Origin of the sequence: Duganella flavida (assembly GCF_009857445.1) — a bacterium.
Taxonomy (GTDB): Bacteria; Pseudomonadota; Gammaproteobacteria; order Burkholderiales; family Burkholderiaceae_D; genus Rugamonas; species Rugamonas flavida.
The window spans coordinates 26,640-42,175 of record NZ_WWCN01000025.1; the positions used below are offsets into that span (position 1 = coordinate 26,640).

Genomic DNA, 15,536 nt, shown 5'->3' on the forward strand with positions numbered 1-15,536 from the left:
GAGATCCGCTGCACCGCAGATACTTTAAACTTAAACTATCTCGACATCAAGCGTTTATGCAGATTCCTGACGCACCAGGCCTGATTGATGGATCACGGCGCGCACCACGTCCGATAGCACGGACTGCACGATTTCGTTGGACAGCTGGCCCGGTGCGATGCCCTTCAGCGCAGTCGCCGCACCGTGCAGGCCGAGCGTGACGCAGCCAGCGTGCAGGCGGTCAATGCGCGTCTGCGCCTCCAGCTGCTCGCCTTTAGCCAGCATGGCTTCCAGCTCGCCCGCCGCAGCGGTCAGCTGGTTCTGGAAGCCGCTCAGGTAGACCAGCAGGCGTTCGCTGTTGATGCCGAGCCGGCGCAAGGTGTCGGCCGGTGCTTCGGCTTCATGTTCGTAACCGTTGGCCGCTTGATCGAGAAAATCCACAAGATGGACGCGCACCTGCTCCGCCTGGAATGGCTTGACGATGTGGCCTGCCGCGCCGAACTTGGCGGCTTCCTGCACCGTTTCTTTGTCGTTGGCCGAGGTGACCAGCACGAACGGTATGGTGTTGAGCTCCGCATGCGCCTTCACGCGCTGCAGCAGCTCCATGCCGGACAGGCGCGGCATGCGCAAGTCGCAGAAGCAGATGGCGGGACGCAAGCCGTCTTCCAGCTGTTGCCAGGCATCGGCGCCGTCTTCCGCTTCAATGATGTCAAAACTGCCGCAGCTGTCGATCAGGTGCATCAGCACCATGCGCGAGACGACATCATCGTCCACTACCAGAACTTTCATGTGGCTCCCTATGTCGTTTTTTAATAATCTTACATCAATCGGCACTACTTGCAATGTCCTACACAAGAAAGATTGCGCCTTACAGCGTGCTAGCCGCCCGCACCTGCTCGAGCAAGCGGCGCAGGTGAGGCATGGCCATCTCCACCTGCTGCCAGTTGCCGTGGTCCGCCTCCATCTCCAGGTCACCGCACAGCGCCTGCAGTTCCTGCTCTTCCAGATAGCCGGCGCTGCCCTTCATTCCATGCAGCAGGCGGCTGGCGACTTCGCGGTCGCGGTCCAGCAAGGCCAGTTCCAGGTCCGCCAGTCGCATCGGCGCATCCTGGTTGAAGACTGAGCGCAGACGGGCTTTCAGATCGCTAGCACCGCCGCTGTGTTGTGCAAGACGCGACGTCTCCAGCGCCGCCGGTGCCACGCCGAACATGGAATCCAGCTCCGGCGTGCCGAGCGCCGGGTTGCGGCGCGGCTGCATGCGCGGCAGCTGGAAGCCGCGTTGCAACTGACGTTCAATAGCGCGGCTTAACTGGAAGTGCAGCTTGTCTTCATCAATCGGCTTGGTCAGGAAATCGTCCATGCCGGAAGCGAGGTAGCGGCTGCGGTCTTCCTCGCTGGCGTTGGCGGTCAGCGCGATGATCATCAGTTCCTGGTCGCGCACCGGTGCGATATCCGGACCGCCGGAGCGGATCAAACGGGTGGCGCTGGCGCCGTCCATCTCCGGCATGCGGCCATCCATCAGGATCAAGTCATAGCGCGTGAGCGAGCAAGCTTTTACCGCCAGCAGGCCGTTGGCGGCGATATCGACTTTGTGGCCCAGGTCTTCCAGCATCATACGGATGATAATCTGGTTAGTCGGGAAGTCTTCCGCGCACAGTACCTTGAGCTGGTGGCTGTGCGGCTCGCGCGGCACGTGCTGCACCACCGGCGGCGCCACGCCGTTCGGCAGCGGCACTTCGAACATGAACATACTCCCCTCGCCCGGCACGCTGACGGCGTTGATGCTGCCGCCCATCAGCTCCACCAGCTGGCGGCAGATCGCCAGTCCCAGGCCAGTGCCGCCGTAGCGGCGCGTGGTCGATGCGTCGGCTTGCTCGAACTGCTGGAACAGACGCGGGATGGCATCAGCATCGATGCCAATGCCGGTGTCGCTGACACTAAAGCGGATGCGATTATGCTGGCCATCGTCTGCTTCGCTATCGACGCGTTCGACACGCATCTTCACCGTGCCTTGCTGCGTGAACTTGAAGGCGTTACCGACCAAATTCACCAGCACCTGCCGCAGGCGCGTCGGATCGCCGACCACGAACTGCGGCAGGTTTTCGTCAAACTCCAGCGCGAAACCGACGCTGTGGGCCGCTGCTTGTTCTTCAAACAGGCTGACTACATTCTCCACCGCTGCCGACAGCGAAAAGTCGATATTCTCAATCGTCAGCTTGCCCGCTTCGATCTTGGAGAAGTCCAGCAGGTCGTTAATGATGGACAGCAGCGACTGTGCATTCGCCTGCCCGCGCAAGATCTGCTCGCGGGTGCCGGACGCCATGTGCGGATCGCGCAGCGCGAAGCCCAGCATGCCGATCACACCGGCCAGCGGCGTGCGCATCTCGTGACTCATATTAGCCAGGAATTCGGACTTCTGGCGGGTGGCGTCTTCCGCCTTCTGCTTGGCGTAGCGCAGGCGTTCCTCGTTATCCTGCAAGGCGCGGTTGGCCAGCGCCAGTTCCTCGGTGTGCAAGCGTACCTGCCGCTCCTGCGCCATCAGCTGGTCCTGCGTCTGGCGCAGGGTTTGCAGCGTATCTTCCAGCTGCTGGTAGGCGCGCGCATTTTCCAGGCCGGCCGCAGCGTGCGAGGCCAGCGTTTGCAGCATGTCCATGTGGATGCGCTGGTAGGCATTGCGCTCCGTACTTTGCACGCACAGCAAGCCCACCACGCGGTCATTGATCACCAGCGGTGCGTACATCATCGAGTAAGCCACCGCCACCGGCATGCCGTCTTCGCGCACGCACGGCACCAGCGAATCAAGACCGGAATCGTCCATGTAGTCGCGGTACTCCTTGTGGAAGTCGTTGATGAAGATCGGTTTGCGATGCACGAGGCACCACACCGCCAGCTGGTTCGGCTGGTTCATCTGGCGGCGGTACGGGAAGGTGCGTACGCCGCCTTCAATCGCGAACGGGAATTCGATCACCCCCTCTTCATCGTGTACGAAGCCGATGCCGAAAATCTGCGCATTCATCAGGTGATTCACGTGGCGATACAGCGTCTGCATGGTGGTTTCCATGTCCAGCGACGCGCTCATCTCGCGGCCCAGTTCACTCAGCACCGAGATATTGCGGTGCGCCTGCTCCACTTCCTCTTTCTGGCGTTCGGTATCAATGCGACGCTGCTCGGCCTCGGCGCGCTGGGCTTCCGCTTCCAGCCGGCGGCGTTCCAGTTCATGCTTTTGCTGCTGCAGCTGCTGGTTCTTGTATTCGACTTCCGCCGTGCGCGAGCCGACCAGGTGCTCCAGCCGCCACTGCTGGTGGCGCAAGGCGCGCACACGTGCATGGTAGACGGCGTAAGCGGCACCCAGCGCGATCACGATCAACACGCTGCGGAACCACCACGTCTTCCAGAACGGCGGACGGATATTGATCTCCAGCGTGGCCGCGTTGTCGTTCCAGATGCCGTCCTTGTTGGCGGCCTTCACGCGGAACACGTACTTGCCCGGATCGAGATTGGTGTAGGTGGCGAAGCGCTTGGTGGAATCGGTGACCACCCAATCCTCATCAAAGCCCTGCAGCTGGTAGGCGAAGCGGTTGCGCTGCGGCGCGGCGTAGTGCAAGGCTGCGAACTCCAGCGAGAACACGGAGTCGGCTTCCACCAGCGTTAAAGCGCCGGTGTGTTCGATAGCGGTTTTCAGCACCTCGCCATGCTCGCCCTGCCCCGGCTTGAGCGACTTGTTAAAAATCTGGAAATCGGTAATCGCTACCGTTGGCGCCACGCTGTTCTCGCGCACTTCGGCGGGCGAGAAAGCAGTGATGCCGTTAAAGCCGCCGAAGTACAGCGTACCGTCCGGCGTACGCAAGGCTGCGCCGTCAAAGTAGGCGCCTTCGATGGTGCCATCTGCGCCGCTGTAGTTGCGCACTAGTCCCGTTTCGATATTCAGGCGCGACAAGCCGCTGTTGGTGCTCATCCACAGATTGCCCGCGTCGTCCGGCAGGATGGAGGCGATGGCGTCGTCGGCGATGCCGTCCTTACGCAGGAAGCGGCGGAATTTCACGCTGCCGTCTGCGCCCACTTCCATCTTGTTCAGGCCCGCCGCCGTGCCAACCCAGATGGTGCCGCGCGCGTCTTCGTACAGGTAGTGCACTTCGTCGTGACTGAGGCTGCGCGGATCGTTGGGATCGCGCCGGTAGTGGCGGAACTTGCCGGTCTTGCGGTCCAGCAGATCAAGGCCGTTGAAGGTGCCGATCCACAGCTGGCCGTTGCGGTCTTCCAGTATCGGCCGCACCACGTTGTCCGATAGGCTGGCCGGATCGGCCGGGTCGTGGCGGAAGGTGCGCGATTCCAGCGTGTTCGGATCGAGCCGGTGCAAGCCGCCGCGCGAGGCGATCCACAGCACGCCGCTACGATCGCCGACGATGTTGCGGATGGTGTCGCTGGCCGGATCGCCGCGCACAAACGACACCGCGCGTATCGCACCGGTCGCCACATTCAAATGATTGACGCCAGCCGGGCCGCCCAGCCATACATTGCCGGTCTTCTCGCGCCACAGCGTAGTCACCTGATCGTCGCTGATGCTGTTGGCGACTTGCGGATTGTGGCGCCACACCTTGCTCTCACCGTTCACCGGGTCGTACAGGTTCAAACCGCCGGCGCTGGCCAGCCACAGTTTGCCGCGTCCATCGGCGACGATGCTGCGCGCCTTGTTGTCGGACAGCGAATTAGACTGGTCGCCCTGCCGCACGATACGCGCAAAGCCGCCGCTGCCCATGTCAACGCGGCTGACGCCATCGTTCCACGTGCCGACCCAGAAGGTGCCGACCCGGTCGCGGTACATAGCGGAGATCTGGTTATCGGCCACGCTGTGCGTATCGCTGACCTGGTGGCGGTACTGCACCAGCCGCGCTTCCGCCGGCAGCCAGCGGAACAAGCCGTCGGCCAGCGAGCCTACCCACAGGTTGGTCTCCGCATCTTCATACAAGGTGGTGATGCTGACGCCAGGCTTGAGTCCTTCGCGCGCACCGAGGCGGCGGCGCTGCGGTTCGCTACCCAGCAAACGCCATTGTTCCAGGCCGGCCTGCGTGCCGACCCACAGCGTCTGCGCGCTATCGATCGTCAACGCAATAACGGAGTTGAATTTGCTGTCGCCGCTGGCGTCGATGGTGTAGTGCTGGAAGCGCGTGCCGCCCGACGGCAGCATGTCGAGGCCCGACGCGGTGCCGACCCACAAACGCCCCGACGCATCACGCGCCAGTGCGTTCACATGGTCGTTGGCCAGGCTGCCCGCATCGGCCGGATCGTGGTGCCAGCTGGTGAAGCGCTTGCTGACCGGGTCGAAGTGATGCAGGCCGTCGGCGCTGGCGATCCACAGTCCGCCCAGTCCATCGTCCGCAATCGCGCGCACGTGGCGGTTGCCGTTGCCGCGCTGCGCCGACTCGCGCGGCAGGTAATGGGTGAAGGTCCTGGTGGCCGAGTCGTAACGATCCAGCCCACCGTCGGTGCCGACCCATAGCTGGCCGGAACGGTCGAGGTGCAGCACACGCACCCAGTTGTCGGCCAGGCTGCGCGGATCGGAAATCGCGCTCTTATAGGTGATGGTACGGTAGCCGTCGAAGCGCGTCAGGCCGGCCTGCGTACCGAGCCAGATGAAGCCCTGCTTGTCCTGCGCGATGGCCAGCACGGTTTCCTGCGCCAGTCCGTGCTCCACGCTAAGCTGCTCGAAACGCAAAGTGCGCGGCGGCGCGCCGGCGGATGCGGCAACGTGCCACAGCAAGAGCAGGAAAAGGATATAGCTAAAACGACGCATGCATCAGGATTCGAAGAAGGCCAGTACATCGCTCTTGCGCGCATGGGTGTCGCGCTGGCCGAGGCGAATTAACTCGCAAGTATAGGAGGATTCAAACAGCAGGTAGGAGGCCAGCGCCGCACCGCGCGCTTCGGTCGCACCGATACCGGACAACATGGTGCGGATAGGCGCCGGCAGGCTGCCGATGTGGCGGGTGGCGATATCGTCCAGCCGTTCTGATGGCGCGATCACCAGCAGCTGGATCGGTTTGAGCGGCGTCTTTTCGAGGTACTCCGGCGGCAGCATGGACAGCGTTTTGTTAACCCGCTCCAGCCGCTCAATATCCACCGCCAGACTATCGAGGAAGATCGACGACATGGCGTGGCCGGCGATCTGCGCCACGCTAGGATAGCGCGCCGAGTTTTTTTCAGCGGCGCTGCGTGCGGGTTCGGTCAGGCGTCCGGCGCCCACCACCAGCACCTTGTCGGCACCGAGGTGGATGGCCGGCGAGATCGGCGCCAGCTGGCGCATCGAACCGTCGCCGCAGTATTCGCGGTGGCCGCCCATGAACAACGGCGTGGCCGGGAAGATGAATGGAATCGCCGACGACGCCAGCAAGTGTTCAACGCCGATCTGGTCCTGCAACGCCACGCGCTGCATGCGGATCCACGGCGCGATGTCGGCTGCGGTTTGATAAAAGGTCAGGTGATTACCGGCAGTGTAGGACGAGGCGGTAACCGCCAGCGCATGCAGCAGGCCTTCGGACAGCACAGCGTCAAGGCGCGGCAAGTCCAGCATGCGGTGCAGCAGGCCGACCAGCGGCGTGTTGTCGAGCAGGGAGGCCGGCGGCGCGGCGCGCCATTTGCGCAGCAGCCAGCCGAAGGACAGCAGCGACAGCCAGCGCGCGCCGGAACGGATCACGCCCAGCGAATCGGCGCGATAAACTTCTTCCACTTGAATATTTTGCCAGACGTCGAGCAGCTTTTGCACGCCCTCGCCGAAGTTATCGGCGCGGCAGGCCAGCGCGGTCGCATTGATCGCGCCAGCTGAAGTGCCGCAGATGATTTCAAAGGGATTGCGGGCCGGCGGCCAGCCCTCTTCCCATAAAATCTCCGATATCGCCTGTAACACGCCGACCTGATAGGCGGCTCGGGCGCCGCCCCCGGTCAGGATCAGGCCTGTTTTCTTTTGTAGTCCCATCTTGCAAGATTAGCAGGGTCTTTACAATTTAGGGGAGAATTAATCCCCTAAAACCACACCTTCCCGGCGTGGATCGGCGCCGCCAAACCACTCTTCCTTGCCGTTGACGGTGCGGCGCTGGATGCCCTGCAGACCGGAGTTCTGGTCGTATTCGCGGATATCGTGGCCGCGCGCCTTGAGCTGCTCAACCACGGCGCGGCTGACGCGCCCTGCTTCCAGTTCGGTCGGGCCATTGCGGCTGCCGATGTTGGGCAGGCTGATAGCCTGCTGCACATCCAGGCCCCAGTCCAGCGTTCCGACCAGCACCTTGGCCACGTAGTTGATGATGGTCGAACCTCCCGGCGAACCGGTGGCCAGCACCAGTTTGTGCGTGCCCTTGTCAAACACCAGCGTCGGCGACATGGCGCTGCGCGGGCGCTTGCCCGGCTGGACGCGGTTGGCGATCGGGCCGTTGGCGTCCTGCGAATCGAAGGAAAAATCGGTCAGCTGGTTATTCAGCATGAAGCCATCCACCATCTGGCGCGCGCCGAAAGCGTCTTCCACCGACGTGGTCATCGACAGGCCGCCGCCGAATGCATCCACTGCCACCAGGTGCGAGGTGGATGGTTTGTCGATGGCGGTATCGGCGCCCCACGCCACCTGCATGGTGTCCGGTGTGCCGAACTTCGCCATGCCCATCGACTGTTCGCCGATCAGCGCCGCGCGTTGTTTCAAGTAGCCCTTATCTAGCATGGCATTCACGCCTTTGCCTGGCAGCGGCACGAAGTCGGTATCGGCCACGTAGCGGTTGCGGTCCGCGTAGGCCAGCCGGCCGGCTTCCGTGAACAGGTGTATGCCTTCCGCCGTCAGCTGGCCATTCAGCGGCTTGTACGGGCTGATGTCCTTGTTCTCCAAAATGCCCAGCATCTGCGCGATGGCGATGCCGCCCGACGATGGCGGCGGCGCGCCGCACACGGTCCACTTCTTGTAATCGCTGCAGATCGGGTCGCGCTCTTTGGCCTGGTAGCCAGCGATGTCGGCGGCCGTCAGCTTGCCGGGATTGGTCGGATGGGACGCCACCTTGGCGGCGATGTCTTGCGCAATATGCCCTTGGTAGAATACGTCCGCGCCGCCGTCGGCGATTTCGCGCAGCGTGCGCGCCAGCTCAGGATTTTTCAGCACATAGCCGACCGGGCGCGGTTTGCCTTGCGCGTCGAAGAAGTAGGCGCGCGCCACCGGATCGCGCGACAGGTATTTATCCCACGACAGCAGCGCATTCAAGCGCGGGCTGACGGCAAAGCCGTTTTCCGCCAACTGGATCGCCGGCTGGAACAACGCCTTCCACGGCAGCTTGCCATGCTGTTTGTGTGCCAGTTCCAGCATGCGCAGTACACCCGGTGCGCCGGTCGAGCGGCCACCGACCACGCCCGCTTCACGCGAGACAGGTTTGCCGTCCTTGTCCTGGAACAGGTGTTCATCCGCAGCAGCGGGCGCGGTTTCACGGCCATCGTAGGATTGCACGCGTTTGCCGTCGCTGTACATCAGGAAGGAGCCGCCGCCGATGCCGGACGATTGCGGCTCCACCAGCGTCAACACCATCTGCACCGCGATGGCCGCGTCAACCGCGCTACCACCCTGTTTCAGCATTTGATAGCCGGCCTGCGTGGCCAGCGGATTGGCCGCAGCCACCATGAATTTTTGCGAGGACTTGCCGGCCTTCTCGGCATAGCCGGTGGCGATTTCCGGCGCGGCGTCCGGCGTGGTGCGCTGCGCGTGGACCGGCAATGCGCCCAGCAAGGAAAGGCTCAGGGCGATGATCTTCAAACGATGCATGAATACTCCAGGGATTTAACGGGCCACCACGAACGCGCCGGCGCCAATCAGCAGCAGGCCGAGGACTTTCATCGGCGACAGCGCCTCGTGCAGCAGTTGGGAGCCGAGCAGCGTCACCATCACGATGGTCACGGCGGTCATGAAGGGATAGGCGACGCTGATTTCCAGCTTGGCCAATGCGAGTGAATAGCAGACGAAGCCCAGCACGTAGGTGCTGCCGGCGCCGCCCAGCCACATAAGGCGCGCGAGGTTGATACCGTCGCCAGTCTGGCTGGACATCTTGATCAGGAAGGTGGCGGCGGCGCTGGCGACAGACGCCAGCACCAGCCAAAGATAACCTGCGATTGTTGGATTCATCCGCAGATTATACCGCCCGTTTTATTTACTTGGGCTGCATGCGGATCGCGCCGTCGAGGCGAATGGTTTCGCCATTCAGCATGGCGTTTTCAATGATGGCTTTAGCCAGCAGCGCGTATTCGGCCGGCTTGCCGAGGCGCGGCGGGAACGGCACCATCGCGCCCAGCGCGTCCTGCACTTCCTGCGGCATGGCCGACAGCATCGGCGTTTCGAAGATGCCCGGCGCGATGGTCATCACGCGGATGCCGTTGCGCGACAGGTCGCGCGCCATCGGCAAGGTCAGGCCGGCCACGGCGGCCTTGGAGGCGGCGTAGGCGGCCTGGCCGATCTGGCCGTCGAAGGCCGCGACGGAGGCAGTGTTGATGATGACGCCGCGCTCACCAGTCTCCAGCGGCGCGTTCTTGCTCATGGCATCCGCCGCGAGGCGCGACATATTGAAGGTGCCGATCAAGTTGATGCTGACCACGCGCTGGAACAGGTCCAACGGATGCGGGCCGTCCTTGCCCACGGTCTTGGCGGCAGGCGCCACGCCGGCGCAGTTGATCGCACCACGCAGCGTGCCCAGTGCCAGCGCTGCTGCCACCACGGTCTGGCCGTCGGCTTCCGAGGTGACGTCGCATTTGACGAACACGGCGCCCAGTTCCGCCGCCAGCGCCTGGCCGGCTTCAGCCTGCACGTCGGCCAGCACTACTTTGCCGCCCTGCTCCACGATCATGCGCGCCGTGCCCGCGCCCAGGCCCGATGCGCCGCCGGTGATGATGAATACGCTGTCCTTGATCTGCATTCCTGTCTCCTGTTTTAATTGACGTTTACGTAAACGTCAGCATTATAGCAAGGCAGGCGGGACGGCACTCAAGTGGGCGACTTCAAAGGTGGGAATGGCTTCCGAGACGTTGGGCAGGCGCTCGGGATTGAACCAGCAGCTGTCGATGCCGTAGCGGTTGGCGCCGAGGATATCGGCATCCAGGCGATCACCGATGATAACCATTTCCTCGCGGCGCACCGGGCGCGCCATGCCAGCTGCGTACTCGAAGAAGCGGACGTCCGGCTTGGCGTAGCCGCAGGCTTCGGAAGTGGCGATGAAGGAGATGTACTGGCCGAGGCCCGATGCAGCCACGCGGCGATGCTGGATCGCATCCACGCCGTTGGTGATGATGCCCACCTCGCCCACCGCCGCCAGCTGCGCGCACAACGCCGTGGCGCCGTCGATCAGCACCACGGTTTCGGACAGCGATTCCAGGTACAACAGGCTGGCCGCCTCCGGATCGAGCAGCAGGCGGTTGGCTTCGAAGGTCTTGCGGAAGCGTTCGACCTTGAGGAAGTCCTTGCTGACGTCGCCGGTTTCGAAGGCCCGCCACAGCGCCGTATTAATCGCCTGGTACTGCGCGAACAGCGCGTCGGACACGTCGTGGTGGCCGAGCTGGTTGAGGGTGCGGACAAAGGACAGCTGCTCGGAGGCTTTGAAGTCCAGTAGCGTGTCGTCCAAGTCAAAAAGAAATAGTCGATAGGTCATAGCTCGACAGTATACTTCAGCGCTCAACTGGAGGGTTTTATGACGGCACACCATTACAAACTGGCGGTGGAATGGACCGGCAACCGCGGCACCGGCACCTCGGGCTATCGCGATTACGACCGCAGCCACGTCATCAGCGCGGCGGGCAAGCCGGCGATTCCCGGCTCGTCGGATCCGGCGTTTCGTGGCGATGCTGCGCGCTGGAATCCGGAGGAATTGCTGCTGGCGTCGGCCTCGGCCTGCCACAAGCTGTGGTACCTGCATTTGTGTGCCGATGCTGGCATCATCGTCACGGCATATGTGGATGAGGCGGAAGGCACGATGAATGGTGACCGCTTTGAGCGCGTGGTACTGCGCCCGCGCGTAACCATCTCGGCTGGTGACCGCGAACTGGCGCTGCGCCTGCATCACAAGGCGCATGAGGAATGCTACATCGCCAAGTCGGTCAACTTTCCTATCGACTGCGAGCCTAGCATTGGATAGTGCTGCCTGAACGGTTGCATACCTTGCCCGACGGCGTGACCACCGCGCCCGCGCCAACGCTGTTGTAGCGCACGCCGTTGGCGCCGTAGCAGCCGGCAGCATCGCAACTGGTGGTGGGCACCGGCGGCTTGACCATGCCGTCCAAGGCCGGCAACGGCGGCGCCGTCGGCATCGCCAGTTTAGGCGGCGGTTTGGTTTGCGGCATGCGCTGGATGATTTGCGGCACCGGACGGCGCGGCATCGGTACTTGGGCTGGTGCAGTGCGGCACGGCTCGACCGCCAGCGCTTTGCCATCCGCACTGAGTGTGCAGACCGGCAGTTTGGCATAGTCGTCCGCCGCCTGATCCGCCCACACAAATTCACAGACCAGCATGCAGAACAGGAATACAACCGCAAACGCGGCGCATTTGGCAATGTTCATGGCGCTCCCTCCCTGCTTACATATTAGCCCTGCAAACGCGAGAGGGAAGCAACGAAACAATTGGTAACTTTACTGCTGTACGGTGGCTGGCGGCGGAGGTGGCACCTCAGCCGGCGCCACTTTCGCTTGCGGCGGCGGCGCCGACGACGACACCGCCAGCCAGCCGGCCGCCGGCAGCAACGGTACCAGCAGCAGCGCCACGATGTTGATGATCTTGATCAGCGGATTCACCGCCGGACCGGCTGTGTCCTTGTACGGGTCACCGACAGTGTCGCCGGTAACGGCTGCCTTGTGCGCATCCGAACCCTTGCCGCCGAAGTGGCCGTCCTCGATATACTTCTTGGCGTTATCCCACGCGCCACCGCCGGTGGTCATGGAAATCGCCACGAACAGGCCGGTGACGATGGTGCCCATCAGCATGCCACCCAGCGCAGCTGCCCCCAGCAGCATCCCGACCAGAATCGGCACCACCACCGGCAGCAGCGACGGGATGATCATTTCCTTGATGGCCGAGGCAGTCAGCATGTCGACCGCCTTGTCGTATTCCGGCTTGCCAGTGCCATCCATGATGCCCTTGATGTCGCGGAACTGGCGGCGCACTTCCACCACCACCGCACCGGCCGCGCGGCCCACCGCTTCCATCGCCATCGCACCGAACAGGTAAGGCACCAGGCCGCCGATGATCAGGCCCACAATCACCATCGGATTCGACAGATCGAACGACACGCTGCGCCCTGCCGATTCCAGCGCGTGGGTGTAGTCAGCAAACAGCACCAGCGCGGCCAAACCGGCCGAGCCGATGGCATAGCCTTTGGTGACAGCCTTGGTGGTATTGCCCACCGCGTCCAGCGGATCGGTAATCGCGCGCACCGAGTCTGGCATGCCCGACATTTCAGCGATGCCGCCGGCGTTGTCGGTGATCGGACCGTAGGCGTCCAGCGCCACCACGATGCCAGCCATCGACAGCATGGAGGTCGCGGCAATCGCTACGCCGTACAGTTGACCCAGCTGATAGGAGACCAGGATTGCCGCGCACACGGCCAGCACCGGCCAAGCGGTTGATTTCATCGACACACCCAGGCCGGCGATGATGTTGGTGCCGTGGCCGGTGGTCGAGGCTTCAGCGATGTGCCTGACCGGATGGAAGTCGGTGCCGGTGTAGTACTCGGTGATGTAGACCATCAGCCCAGTCAGCACGATGCCGACCACGGTGCAGCCAATCATCTTGTAGCGCATGGCGTCGTCCGGCCACACTTGCCACGTCACCACCACGAAGCCGATCAGCGACAAGCCCGCCGCCCACCACAAGCCGGTGTATAGCGCCGACATAATCTTCTTGCCCGGCTTGGCCTTGACCATCGAGCAGCCGATGATGGAGCCGATGATGGACACAGCACCCAGCAGCAAGGGATAGACCACCGCCGCAGTGCCCGAAGCACTGAGCAGCAGCGCGCCCAGCAGCATGGTGGCAATCAGCGTCACCACATAAGTCTCAAACAGGTCGGCCGCCATGCCGGCGCAGTCGCCGACGTTGTCGCCAACGTTATCGGCAATCACGGCTGGATTGCGCGGATCGTCTTCCGGAATGCCCGCCTCCACCTTGCCGACCAAATCCGCGCCCACGTCGGCGCCCTTGGTGAAGATACCGCCGCCAAGACGGGCAAAGATCGAAATCAGCGAGGCGCCAAACGCCAGCCCGATCATCGGCTCTATCGTCTTGTGCAAATTGGTGCCCGGCGCCACGCCCGCCACCAGATAAACATAGAACAGCACCACGCCCAGCAGGCCCAGGCCGACCACCAGCATGCCGGTGATGGCGCCGCCCTTGAACGCAACGTCGAGCGCTTCGTTCATGCCCTTGGAGGCCGCCTGCGCCGTGCGCACATTGGCGCGCACCGAGACGTTCATGCCGATGAAGCCGCACGCGCCCGACAGCACCGCGCCAATCAGGAAGCCGATGCCGGTACTAACATCCAGAAAAACTGCAATGAGAATCAGGAGTACCACGCCGACGATGGCGATGGTGCGATATTGGCGCGCCAGATAAGCGGCGGCGCCCTGTTGAATCGCGAGCGCGATTTCCTGCATACGCGGATTGCCCGCATCTTGTCGCAGTATCCAGCTCCGCGACCAAAGTCCATAAACCACGGCAATGATGCCGCACGCGACTGCCAACCATAAGCTGCCTGTCATAGTGTCCCCTTATTTTTGTTGATCAAGCTTGTACAACCACACCACAAAGTGCGAACTGCAAAACTTCAAAAAAATGGGATGGCGCTGGTGAGGCCGATTAAAAATGATCGCAGCGAGGCGCCGGCAACGAAGACAGTGCGAATGCACGGCGAGGCGCCGCAACGAAGCTGCGGTCATTTTTAATCGGCCGAAAAAAAAGCGGACCATCGGTCCGCTCTACTTTACAGCTTATTTGGACAATGCGGCAAACGCACTGTCACGAATTTGCTCGACGGGGCCGACGCCCTCGATGCGGCGGTACTTCGGTGCACCCGGTTCGCCGGTTTGCGCCCAGGTGTTGTAGTAGCCCAGCAGCACTTCGGTTTGATTGTGGTAGACGTCCAGGCGCTTCTTCACGACTTCTGCTTTGTCGTCGTCGCGCTGTACCAGGTCTTCACCGGTAACGTCGTCTTTGCCTTCGATTTTAGGCGGATTGAATTTCACGTGGTAGACGCGGCCCGAAGCTGGGTGGCAGCGGCGGCCATCCATGCGCTCGATGATCGATTCGTCCGGCACGGCGATTTCCAGCACGTAGTCCACGGTCACGCCGCTGTCCTTCATCGCGTCCGCTTGGGCGATGGTGCGTGGGAAGCCGTCGAACAGGTAGCCGTTGGCGCAGTCTGGCTGGGCCAAGCGGTCCTTGACCAGGCCAATGATCAGGTCATCCGAAACCAAACCACCCGCATCCATGACCTTTTTGGCAGCCATGCCCAGTTCCGTGCCGGCCTTGATGGCGGCGCGCAGCATATCACCAGTGGAAATTTGCGGGATGTTGTATTTTTCTTTGATGAAATTAGCCTGAGTGCCCTTGCCGGCACCTGGTGCTCCTAACAGAATGAGACGCATGAAGTTTCCTAAAACAGATATGGGATATGGGTTAGTTAGTGTCAGATCGTACGAAACTTACCACAAAACTTAGTCGTTACGCCAATTTCTGGTTGATATTCCGTATGAATATCGCACAGTCATGAACGTTATAACAGTGGCAGCTGACTCGTACCTGACGCTTTTTAAACTGCTTTAATAGTGCTGGCGGACGCGTTCCAGGTCTTCCGGGGTGTCCACGCCGGCGGCCGGCGCCGAATCGGTCACGTGCACAGCGATCAGGTAGCCATGCCACAGCACCCGCAACTGCTCCAGCGCTTCGATTGATTCCAGCGGCGACAGTTCCAGCGCCGGATAGGCTTGCAGGAAGTCGTTGCGGTAGGCGTACAGTCCGATGTGACGGAGCGGCACGTAGCCAGCTGGCAGGCTGTCCTTGGACTGTGCGAAGGCGTCGCGGTGCCACGGTATAGTCGCGCGCGAGAAATACAAGGCGCGGCCATTCTTGTCCAACACCACTTTGACGACATTCGGATTGAAGGCGTCGGCGGCGTCGTGCAGCGGGTGGGCGCAGGTCGACATAGCGACGTCGGCGTTGATGCGGGCGGCCGCCGCTTGCAGCAGGGCCGGATCGATCAGCGGTTCGTCGCCTTGCAAGTTGACGATGACGGCATCCAGCGGCAGGTTCAGCTTATGCGCCACTTCAGCGATGCGGTCGGTGCCGGACGGATGGTCGGCACGGGTCATGCACACTTCCACACCGTGCTGTTCGCAGGCGGCGCGGATGTCTTCGTGATCGGTGGCGACGATGATGCGCGAGGCGCCCGACAGCTGGGCGCGTTCAGCGACGCGCACCACCATCGGCTTGCCGCCGAGGTCGGCCAGCGGTTTGTTCGGCAGCCGGGTCGAGGCCAGGCGGGCCGGGATGATAACGATGAAACTCACTA

General features: G+C 62.6%; 12 protein-coding genes. 1 reads left to right on the top strand and 11 read right to left on the bottom strand.

The annotated features are described in order from the left end of the window. Nucleotides 1-54: 54 nt before the first annotated feature. From GTP46_RS27180 to GTP46_RS27210, 7 genes are all read right to left on the bottom strand, one after another. Nucleotides 55-768 carry a response regulator gene (locus GTP46_RS27180; protein ID WP_161009762.1) on the bottom strand — a complete coding sequence of 238 codons (714 nt, stop codon included), beginning with the start codon at nucleotides 766-768 and terminating at the stop codon, nucleotides 55-57. Nucleotides 769-847: 79 nt separating this feature from the next. Continuing rightward, nucleotides 848-5,770 carry a two-component regulator propeller domain-containing protein gene (locus GTP46_RS27185; RefSeq protein ID WP_161009763.1) on the bottom strand — a complete coding sequence of 1,641 codons (4,923 nt, stop codon included), beginning with the start codon at nucleotides 5,768-5,770 and terminating at the stop codon, nucleotides 848-850. Between the two features lie 3 nt (nucleotides 5,771-5,773). Further along, the gene (locus GTP46_RS27190) at nucleotides 5,774-6,949 is read right to left on the bottom strand and encodes a patatin-like phospholipase family protein (RefSeq protein WP_161009764.1); all 1,176 of its coding nucleotides are present in this window, start codon (nucleotides 6,947-6,949) and stop codon (nucleotides 5,774-5,776) included. A 39-nt stretch (nucleotides 6,950-6,988) separates the two neighbouring features. Further along, the gene (ggt, locus tag GTP46_RS27195; RefSeq protein WP_161009765.1) at nucleotides 6,989-8,761 is read right to left on the bottom strand and encodes a gamma-glutamyltransferase; all 1,773 of its coding nucleotides are present in this window, start codon (nucleotides 8,759-8,761) and stop codon (nucleotides 6,989-6,991) included. Between the two features lie 15 nt (nucleotides 8,762-8,776). After that, a complete protein-coding gene (locus GTP46_RS27200) occupies nucleotides 8,777-9,118 on the bottom strand; it encodes an SMR family transporter (protein WP_161009766.1) in 342 nt (113 codons plus the stop codon). Nucleotides 9,119-9,143: 25 nt separating this feature from the next. After that, the gene (locus GTP46_RS27205) at nucleotides 9,144-9,902 is read right to left on the bottom strand and encodes a 3-hydroxyacyl-CoA dehydrogenase (RefSeq protein ID WP_161009767.1); all 759 of its coding nucleotides are present in this window, start codon (nucleotides 9,900-9,902) and stop codon (nucleotides 9,144-9,146) included. A 42-nt stretch (nucleotides 9,903-9,944) separates the two neighbouring features. Then, nucleotides 9,945-10,631 (bottom strand): YjjG family noncanonical pyrimidine nucleotidase, encoded by a 687-nt coding sequence (locus tag GTP46_RS27210; RefSeq protein ID WP_161009768.1) that lies wholly within the window; start codon nucleotides 10,629-10,631, stop codon nucleotides 9,945-9,947. A 39-nt stretch (nucleotides 10,632-10,670) separates the two neighbouring features. On the opposite strand from GTP46_RS27210, the gene GTP46_RS27215 reads away from it, so the two are divergent. Continuing rightward, nucleotides 10,671-11,114, top strand: coding sequence for an OsmC family protein (locus tag GTP46_RS27215; protein WP_161009769.1), 444 nt, complete (start codon nucleotides 10,671-10,673; stop codon nucleotides 11,112-11,114). Here GTP46_RS27215 and GTP46_RS27220 read toward each other — a convergent pair. The 4 genes from GTP46_RS27220 to kdsB form a co-directional block, all read right to left on the bottom strand. Continuing rightward, a complete protein-coding gene (locus GTP46_RS27220; protein ID WP_161009770.1) occupies nucleotides 11,101-11,535 on the bottom strand; it encodes a hypothetical protein in 435 nt (144 codons plus the stop codon). The genes GTP46_RS27215 and GTP46_RS27220 overlap by 14 nt on opposite strands. Before the next feature lie 69 nt (nucleotides 11,536-11,604). After that, entirely contained in the window at nucleotides 11,605-13,728 is a 2,124-nt protein-coding gene (locus GTP46_RS27225) for a sodium-translocating pyrophosphatase (RefSeq protein WP_161009771.1), read from the bottom strand. A gap of 228 nt (nucleotides 13,729-13,956) precedes the next feature. After that, entirely contained in the window at nucleotides 13,957-14,613 is a 657-nt protein-coding gene (adk, locus tag GTP46_RS27230) for an adenylate kinase (RefSeq protein WP_161009772.1), read from the bottom strand. A 174-nt stretch (nucleotides 14,614-14,787) separates the two neighbouring features. Beyond that, nucleotides 14,788-15,534 carry a 3-deoxy-manno-octulosonate cytidylyltransferase gene (gene kdsB, locus GTP46_RS27235; protein ID WP_161009773.1) on the bottom strand — a complete coding sequence of 249 codons (747 nt, stop codon included), beginning with the start codon at nucleotides 15,532-15,534 and terminating at the stop codon, nucleotides 14,788-14,790. Nucleotides 15,535-15,536: the final 2 nt, after the last annotated feature.

Excerpts from the sequence above, each read along its gene's own strand:
- GTP46_RS27180 (WP_161009762.1), bottom strand. The coding sequence starts at position 768 with ATGAAAGTTCTGGTAGTGGACGATGATGTCGTCTCGCGCATGGTGCTG.
- GTP46_RS27185 (WP_161009763.1), bottom strand. The coding sequence starts at position 5,770 with ATGCGTCGTTTTAGCTATATCCTTTTCCTGCTCTTGCTGTGGCACGTT.
- GTP46_RS27190 (WP_161009764.1), bottom strand. The coding sequence starts at position 6,949 with ATGGGACTACAAAAGAAAACAGGCCTGATCCTGACCGGGGGCGGCGCC.
- ggt (WP_161009765.1), bottom strand. The coding sequence starts at position 8,761 with ATGCATCGTTTGAAGATCATCGCCCTGAGCCTTTCCTTGCTGGGCGCA.
- GTP46_RS27200 (WP_161009766.1), bottom strand. The coding sequence starts at position 9,118 with ATGAATCCAACAATCGCAGGTTATCTTTGGCTGGTGCTGGCGTCTGTC.
- GTP46_RS27205 (WP_161009767.1), bottom strand. The coding sequence starts at position 9,902 with ATGCAGATCAAGGACAGCGTATTCATCATCACCGGCGGCGCATCGGGC.
- GTP46_RS27210 (WP_161009768.1), bottom strand. The coding sequence starts at position 10,631 with ATGACCTATCGACTATTTCTTTTTGACTTGGACGACACGCTACTGGAC.
- GTP46_RS27215 (WP_161009769.1), top strand. The coding sequence starts at position 10,671 with ATGACGGCACACCATTACAAACTGGCGGTGGAATGGACCGGCAACCGC.
- GTP46_RS27220 (WP_161009770.1), bottom strand. The coding sequence starts at position 11,535 with ATGAACATTGCCAAATGCGCCGCGTTTGCGGTTGTATTCCTGTTCTGC.
- GTP46_RS27225 (WP_161009771.1), bottom strand. The coding sequence starts at position 13,728 with ATGACAGGCAGCTTATGGTTGGCAGTCGCGTGCGGCATCATTGCCGTG.
- adk (WP_161009772.1), bottom strand. The coding sequence starts at position 14,613 with ATGCGTCTCATTCTGTTAGGAGCACCAGGTGCCGGCAAGGGCACTCAG.